Origin of the sequence: Accumulibacter sp. (assembly GCF_029255125.1) — a bacterium.
Lineage (GTDB): Bacteria > Pseudomonadota > Gammaproteobacteria > Burkholderiales > Rhodocyclaceae > Accumulibacter.
The window spans coordinates 25,977-32,686 of record NZ_JAPUVR010000060.1; the positions used below are offsets into that span (position 1 = coordinate 25,977).

7 protein-coding genes are annotated in these 6,710 nt (G+C 64.4%); all 7 read right to left on the reverse strand.

The features are described 5' to 3' along the window. Positions 1–3: 3 nt before the first annotated feature. Complete coding sequence (locus Q1L59_RS02910; RefSeq protein WP_300327817.1) at positions 4–1,224, reverse strand: glycosyltransferase; 1,221 nt, start codon at positions 1,222–1,224, stop codon at positions 4–6. Between the two features lie 126 nt (positions 1,225–1,350). Next, complete coding sequence (gene xerC, locus Q1L59_RS02915) at positions 1,351–2,274, reverse strand: tyrosine recombinase XerC (protein ID WP_300327819.1); 924 nt, start codon at positions 2,272–2,274, stop codon at positions 1,351–1,353. 4 nt (positions 2,275–2,278) lie between these two features. Further along, positions 2,279–2,932, reverse strand: coding sequence for a DUF484 family protein (locus tag Q1L59_RS02920; protein WP_300327821.1), 654 nt, complete (start codon positions 2,930–2,932; stop codon positions 2,279–2,281). Next, positions 2,929–3,762, reverse strand: coding sequence for a diaminopimelate epimerase (dapF, locus tag Q1L59_RS02925; RefSeq protein WP_300327823.1), 834 nt, complete (start codon positions 3,760–3,762; stop codon positions 2,929–2,931). The genes Q1L59_RS02920 and dapF overlap by 4 nt, the downstream gene beginning before the upstream one ends. Positions 3,763–3,774: 12 nt before the next feature. Further along, positions 3,775–4,287, reverse strand: coding sequence for a GNAT family N-acetyltransferase (locus Q1L59_RS02930; RefSeq protein ID WP_300327825.1), 513 nt, complete (start codon positions 4,285–4,287; stop codon positions 3,775–3,777). A gap of 38 nt (positions 4,288–4,325) precedes the next feature. Beyond that, entirely contained in the window at positions 4,326–5,717 is a 1,392-nt protein-coding gene (locus Q1L59_RS02935; RefSeq protein ID WP_300327827.1) for a serine/threonine-protein kinase, read from the reverse strand. A 10-nt stretch (positions 5,718–5,727) separates the two neighbouring features. Beyond that, entirely contained in the window at positions 5,728–6,600 is an 873-nt protein-coding gene (locus tag Q1L59_RS02940) for a DUF3365 domain-containing protein (protein ID WP_300327829.1), read from the reverse strand. Positions 6,601–6,710: the final 110 nt, after the last annotated feature.

A 6,710-nucleotide genomic window follows, 5' to 3' on the forward strand; every position in this document is an offset into this window, starting at 1 on the left:
GCCCTAAGCATGCGGTGAAGTAAGAGAAGGGTTTCCGGCGCTGACCGCATGGAAATGGCGGACGAGCAGCTCGATCCGCGAATCCCAGGCGTTGTTCTCGGCGTAGGTGCGCAAATAGGCAGCGTCCCATGCGCGCTGCAAGGCCTGATCGAGGGCCGCTTCGAGCTCGGCCGGCTCGCCAAAGGGGACGAGCAGGCCAAGCCGCGCGTCGCAGACGACCTGCGCATTGCCGCCGACCAGAGTCGTCACGACGGGCAGGCCGCAGGCCATCGCTTCCAGAAAGACATTGGCCCAGCCCTCGAAACGGGTGGCCAGGGCAAAGACGTTGGCTGCCGAGTAGTAAACGTGCAATCTCTCGGGGGCGACCGGGCCGCAGAACACGACGCTATCCTGCAGCGCCAGACGTTCGACCTGCGCGCGCAGTTCAGCCGAATTGTCGCCCTCGGGCGAACCGCCGCCGACGACCAGGTAGCGCAAGCCGGGATGCCGGGCGATCAGCTTGGGCAAGACTTCGATCACGCGATGGAAACCCTTGCGCTCGACGAGACCGCCGACGGTGATCAGCAGTGGCACATCGGCCGGCAAACCGAGTGCGGCGCGCGCTTCGCCGCGCGGGATCGGGCGAAACTTGCTCAGGTCGACGCCGTTTCCGACCACGCAGGTACGCTCGCTCGGCGCGCCAAGTGACTCGCCCAGCGCGCGCAACTGCTCCGAGACCCCGATCAGCAGGTCGGCCGAACTGGCGCAACGCATCAGATGCTTGCGCCGGGAAGTACGCGAGGTGCGATCCTCGTTGCCGCGGAAGGTGACGACGAATTTCAGGCCGAGCCAGCGCGCGAGCAGGCTTCCGGCATAACCGTCGGGGTAGCCGAAGTGCACGTCGAGCACGCTGGCACCGGTCTGGCGCTGCAGGCGGCGCACGGTACGGTAACTGCACAGCGCCATCGACAGTCCATCGAAATCCTTGAGAATGCCGGGAACGGAAAGGTAGTAAGGGCGAAAAATCTCGAGCGCGCCCATCTGCTCATAGCGCACTGCCATCGGGCGGAAGTGGGGTCTGAACCAGCGAATGATTCCCTGGAAAGGAAACCAGGCCTGGGGTGCGACGACGACCAGCGGAATGCGTTGCGCCACCCGACCCATTCGCTCGCGGACGAACAGGCCAGCATTGGGGCGAACCGCGCTGGGAAAAAGCGAGGAGAAGGTGATCAGCTTCAGCATCATCAGTTGCAGCACCGCGGGTGGCGCTGCTGCTGGTTGAATAAACGAGGGATTATCCCATACTGGCGGGCGAAGCGAGCGGCCGTCGCGGCCAGACGCGTGCATGGCGCGCGGCCATCGAGTGGCCGCTCAGGATGCCGGCTCCGGCTTGCGCCGGGCGCGCGGGTGCGCCTGATCGTAAACCGTCGCCAGATGCTGGAAATCGAGATGCGTATAGACCTGCGTCGAGGCGATGCTGGCGTGCCCGAGCATTTCCTGCACGGCGCGCAAGTCGCCGGACGATTGCAGTACGTGCGAGGCAAACGAATGGCGCAACATGTGCGGGTGCACGCGCGTCGGCAGGCCCTGGCGCAAACCCCGGCGCTGCAGGCGAAGCTGAATCATGCGCAGGCCCAGGCGCTGCCCACGGCGTCCGACGAACAGCGCCTGCTCTCCCGCCTGCGCCAGGCGAGAGCGCTGCTCAACCCAGGCGGTGATCGCCGCGCGCGCCTTGCTGCCCACCGGAACGATGCGCTGCTTGCTGCGTTTGCCGAGCACGCGCACCTCCCCGTCGGCAATGTCCGGCAGGCACGAAACGTCGAGTGCGGCGAGTTCGGCCAGGCGCAGCCCGGACGAATAGAAGAGCTCGAACATCGCCTGGTCGCGGACTTCGAGCAGGTCATCAGCGCTCGTTTCGAGGAGACAATGCGTCTCGTCGGGCGAAAGTGCTTTCGGCAAGGCCTGCGGCCGCTTCGGCGCACGTATGCCGTCCACCGGGTTGCTCGGCACGTCGCCCTGTCGGCCGAGCCAGCGATAGAAGCCACGCCAGGCCGAGAGCGTACGCGCCAGCGAACGACCGCCAAGGCCGTTCGCGTGCAACTTGCCGACAAAGCGGCGCACGTGTTGCGGCTGCAGCGCTGCCAAGGCCGGCGCGCCGGGCAGTTCGCCGAGCAATCGGGCAAGTGCTGCCAGATCATGCTGGTAGCCACTCACCGTGTGCGACGACAGGCGGCGTTGCTGTGCGAGTTCGTCGAGGTAGCGGCGGATTACCGTCGCGTGCTCGTCCGCGCTCATCGCTTCAACGCAGGACGCGCAGCAGAGCCGCCGAGGCCATTTCGCCGATGCGCTGCAGGTAGATCGTTCCCATCGTCGGGTAGAAGCGCTCGCCATCCTCGCTGCCAAGCGCGATCATGCCGGTCGTTCCGCCACCCTGGCGCATGGCGATGAGTGCCTGCGAACGCACGTGCGTGGCCGCTTCGCCAAACCACGACGAAGTCTCGAACCCGCCGGTCGACCCGCAATACGGCTGCACCAGCGCTTCGGCAAAAGCCTGCAATTCGCTGCTCACATCGGCGAATTCGGGCAGTTCCTCGCACTCGGTCGGCCGGCGCCAAAGGCGAACGGCCACGTGCGGGACGGCGAAATCGTCGCGCAGATGGAAATGCAGCGTGTGCAGAACCGACTGGAAGCTCCTGGTGGCGATCAAGCCGACCGCCAGGCGATGCATCTTCTCGCTGATCGCATCGTTCTCCTCGCCGTGCTGGAACAGTTCGCCCATCTTGCCTTCGAGCTGCCGGTTCTTGTCGCGCAGCGCCAGCATCTGCCGTTCGGTGATCGAGATCGTCCGTCCGCCGTGCGGATGCGGCACGACCATGCTGGTCAGCACTTCCGCGTGCTCTTCGAAGAACTGCGGGTTGTTCTGCAGATAGTGGACGACGTCGTCGGCTTTCATAACTCGATTTCTCCCTTGAATACACTGATCGCCGGGCCGCGCAGCTCGACCGGCGTGCCGCGGCCCGGCCAGGTAATGTTCAGGCTGCCGCCGCGCGTCTCCACCTGCACCGGCGAAACGAGCAGGGCACGCGCGATGCCGGCGACGACCGCGGCGCAGGCGCCGGTGCCGCAGGCGAGCGTTTCGCCAACCCCGCGCTCGAAAACGCGCAAGCGGATGCGGTGCGCATCGACGACTTGCATGAAGCCCGCGTTGACGCCCTGCGGGAAGCGCGCGTGCGTCTCGATCAGTCGCCCCTGGCGGGCGACCGGGGCGGCATCGACCTCGTTCACCACCTGCACAGCGTGCGGGTTGCCCATGCTGACCGGGGTGACGGCGACCGATTCACCGTCGCTCAGCGGCAGCATCTGAACCAGCTCAGCACCCGCGCCGGGAAACGGAATCTGCTCTGGCGGCAGCGCCGGCACGCCCATATCGACCGTCACACTACCGTCGTCTTCCAGGCGGGGAACGATGACTCCGCCTAGCGTTTCGACCCGAATCTCGCGCTTGTCGGTCAGTCCCTGCTCGTGCACGAAGCGAACGAAGCAGCGCGCGCCGTTGCCGCACTGTTCAACCTCGCGGTTGTCCGCGTTGAAGATGCGGTAACGGAAATCGACATCGGGCCGCGTTGCCTTCTCGACGAGCAGGATTTGGTCGCAGCCGACGCCGAAATTGCGGTTGGCGAGAAAGCGAAGCTGTTCACCAGACAGGCAAATCGATTGGCGCACGCCGTCGATGACGACAAAATCGTTTCCCAGGCCGTGCATCTTGACAAACGTCATTTTCATCGGGCGCGACGATCAGCAACTCGTATCTAGCGACTTCGCCATTATAAAGTCGTCCATCACGAAACCGCCGCCGATGTCGACGCAAACCGCTTCACGCACGACGAAGCCGTGCCGGCGGTAGGCCGCAATGGCGCGCTCGTTGTGTTTGTTGACCGCGAGAATCAGCGTCGTGCACGCTGCGGCGCGGGCGTGCTCCGCGACTTGCGCGATCAGGCGGGCGCCAACGCCGGCACCTTGATGCTGCGGGTCGACATAGATCTTGTCCAGCTTGAGCTCATGGTTCGCGGTCAGCAGGCTGCAGGCAAAGCCGGCCAATTGCGTGCCGACATGCGCCTGATCCCACCAGATGCCAGCCTGCTGCAACTCGCCACGAATCCTCGCCGCAGTGTAGCGCTGGGCAAGCATGAACTCGATCTGCGCGCGGCTGATGATTGCCGGATAGGTGTCGTACCAGACGACGCGAGCAAGATCGATGATCGCTTCGACATCGGCGTCGGTCACCGGCAGGACTGAAATATCGATCATCGTTCGGTGTGCTCGCAAGCCAGCGCGCCAGTGTGGGCCTAAGCCAGCCCTTTCAGGAAGGCGGCACGTTCGCGTTCGGAATCGATATGCTTGGCAAGATTGCGATAGAGCTCGTTGATGTCGCCGGAATCGTTCGCCGCGCGCTTGATCAGCACCCGGGCGAGCGGCCCGACGTACTCGGCCAGCCGTTTCTCGGCCAGCGCGAGCTGCGAAGCATCGAAAAGCGCTGGTGCAGTCGCCGGCGGCGTTGTCGCCGGCGGCGCGGCTGGGCGCGTGGCGGCCAACTTTTCGATCTGGGCAAGCTGGCGTACGAAGGCGGCTCGCTCGCCGCCGGCTGGAACGTTCGCCGCCAGCAGCGAAAAGAACTCGCGTACGCTGCGCGCCTGAGCCAGGCTGGTCCGCACCAGATGCCGGGCGAGCGGGCCAATGCAGCGACTGAGCAGAACTTCCACCTGCTCAAGCGTTTCCGGTGCAAGCGTCAGCGCTGCGCTGGCGGGTGGTGTGGGTGGCGGCGTCGCTCGCCGTACGGGTGGCGCACTCGCCGGACCTCCCGGTGCGTCCTGCTGTGTTGTGCTGCTACTGCCGTCGCGCGTCGGAGCAGAACGGGCGGCGAGAAAAGCGCTGACCAGGCTATTGGCGAAGTCGCGCGCATTCTGGAAGCGCTTGGCGGGGTCCTTCTCGAGTGCGCGCGCCAGCACCGCATCAAACGCCGCGGGCAGCGTCGGGACGATGGTCGAGGGCGGTACCGGATCGACATGCATGACCTTGTACATCACGCTGACCGGCGTGTCGGCCGCAAAAGGCGTTTCGCCGGTGAGCAATTCGTAGAGAATCACGCCGGCTCCCCAGAGGTCGGCGCGTCCGTCTGCCGTCTGGCCAGCGAGTTGCTCGGGCGCAATATGCGTTGGTGTGCCGAGCACGGTCCCGGTTTGCGTCAGCGAGGCATTCTCGATGCGCGCAACGCCGAAGTCCATCACCTTGATCTTCATCGCGTCCTGCACCATCACATTGCTCGGCTTGATGTCGCGGTGGACGACGCCATTGCGGTGGGCATAATCGAGCGCGGCAAGCAATTGCTTCATCACCTCGAAAACGTCGATCAGCGGCAAGCCCGGACGTTCGCGCATCAGCCGGCGCAGTTCCTTGCCCGCCACGTATTCCATGACGATGAACGCCATCCGCTCATCCTCGCCGTATTCGTAGATACCGACGATTCCGGGATGCTGCAGGCGTCCGCCGGCCTGCGCCTCGCGCTTGAAGCGCGCCAGCGCCGACGCGTACTCGACATGTTCCAGATATTCGGCGAGGATCGTCTTGATCGCCACCAGGCGTTCGATCACCGGATCGAATCCCTGATAGACGGCACCCATGGCGCCCATGCCGAGCTGGCCGCGGATTTCGTACTTGCCGATGCGGGCCGGGGCGCTCATTGTTTGCTGCTCAGCCATCGATCATCGCCATCGCCTTTTGCAGACTGCGCCGCATACGATTGAATGAATTGCCGAGGACGCCGATTTCGTCGCGCTCGCGCGCCGGAAACTCGGGGACATCGAAGTCGCCGGTCGACACGCGGTCGGCAAGGGCAGACATGTGGGCGACCGGCCGAATGATGATTCGCGAAAGCATGAAATTGAGTACGACGAAAGTCAGCAGGAAGATGCCGCCGAGCGACAACATGAACGTATTGAAAGTGCGTTGCGCATTGTTCAGAGGCACCGACATCGGCACCGAAACGACCTGCGCGCCGACGGTCTCCATGAACTGCCAGCCGAAACCGTTGTTGTCGCCGTAGATGCGCAGCAGCGAAGCGGGAGCCGCGGCTGGCACACTATGGCAGGCCAGACAGGCGGCATCCTTGATCGTGATCGGCCGGGCAATGTAGAGCGTTCGTCCGGACGGCGTGTCGCGTTCGCCGGTCAACTCGGTGAGTCTCTCATCGTTGCGGAAACGCTGGACGAGATCGCTCTCCCATTCGACGGCGCGGTCGCGCGGATTGGTCGGGTTGAGCGTCGCTTCCTTGTAGGTGAAGTTCGGATACTTGACATGCAGGTTGTTGAAGGTTTCGGTGGCTGCGTAGGCGGGCACTGTCTGGGGCAGAAAGGTGTCGGCCAGGTGCGGATCGAGCAGCGGCTTGACCTGCTTTACCGTGTAGGTGCGCACGGCGAGTGCCGCTTCCATCATCAGTCCGGCGTTGCGCAGCGTTTCCTCTTTGGCGTTTTCATTCAGGAGACGATGCGAGACGATCGCCGAGACACCCATCCCGCCGGCGAAGACGACCAGCAGGACAAGATTGAATTTCAGTCGCAGACCCATGCTCTCTTCCCCCAGCACAGACAAGTACAGGAAACTTGACGGCTCGGGCGAGAGTATAGGGGGCGCGGTGCACCGGGGTCAATCGCCAATGTTGACGGAATCCGTCCACA

What these genes read in the sequence shown, in the direction of transcription:
- Q1L59_RS02935 (WP_300327827.1), bottom strand. Translation starts at nt 5,717, where the DNA reads ATGAGCGCCCCGGCCCGCATCGGCAAGTACGAAATCCGCGGCCAGCTC.
- Q1L59_RS02940 (WP_300327829.1), bottom strand. Translation starts at nt 6,600, where the DNA reads ATGGGTCTGCGACTGAAATTCAATCTTGTCCTGCTGGTCGTCTTCGCC.
- dapF (WP_300327823.1), bottom strand. Translation starts at nt 3,762, where the DNA reads ATGAAAATGACGTTTGTCAAGATGCACGGCCTGGGAAACGATTTTGTC.
- Q1L59_RS02930 (WP_300327825.1), bottom strand. Translation starts at nt 4,287, where the DNA reads ATGATCGATATTTCAGTCCTGCCGGTGACCGACGCCGATGTCGAAGCG.
- Q1L59_RS02910 (WP_300327817.1), bottom strand. Translation starts at nt 1,224, where the DNA reads ATGATGCTGAAGCTGATCACCTTCTCCTCGCTTTTTCCCAGCGCGGTT.
- Q1L59_RS02920 (WP_300327821.1), bottom strand. Translation starts at nt 2,932, where the DNA reads ATGAAAGCCGACGACGTCGTCCACTATCTGCAGAACAACCCGCAGTTC.
- xerC (WP_300327819.1), bottom strand. Translation starts at nt 2,274, where the DNA reads ATGAGCGCGGACGAGCACGCGACGGTAATCCGCCGCTACCTCGACGAA.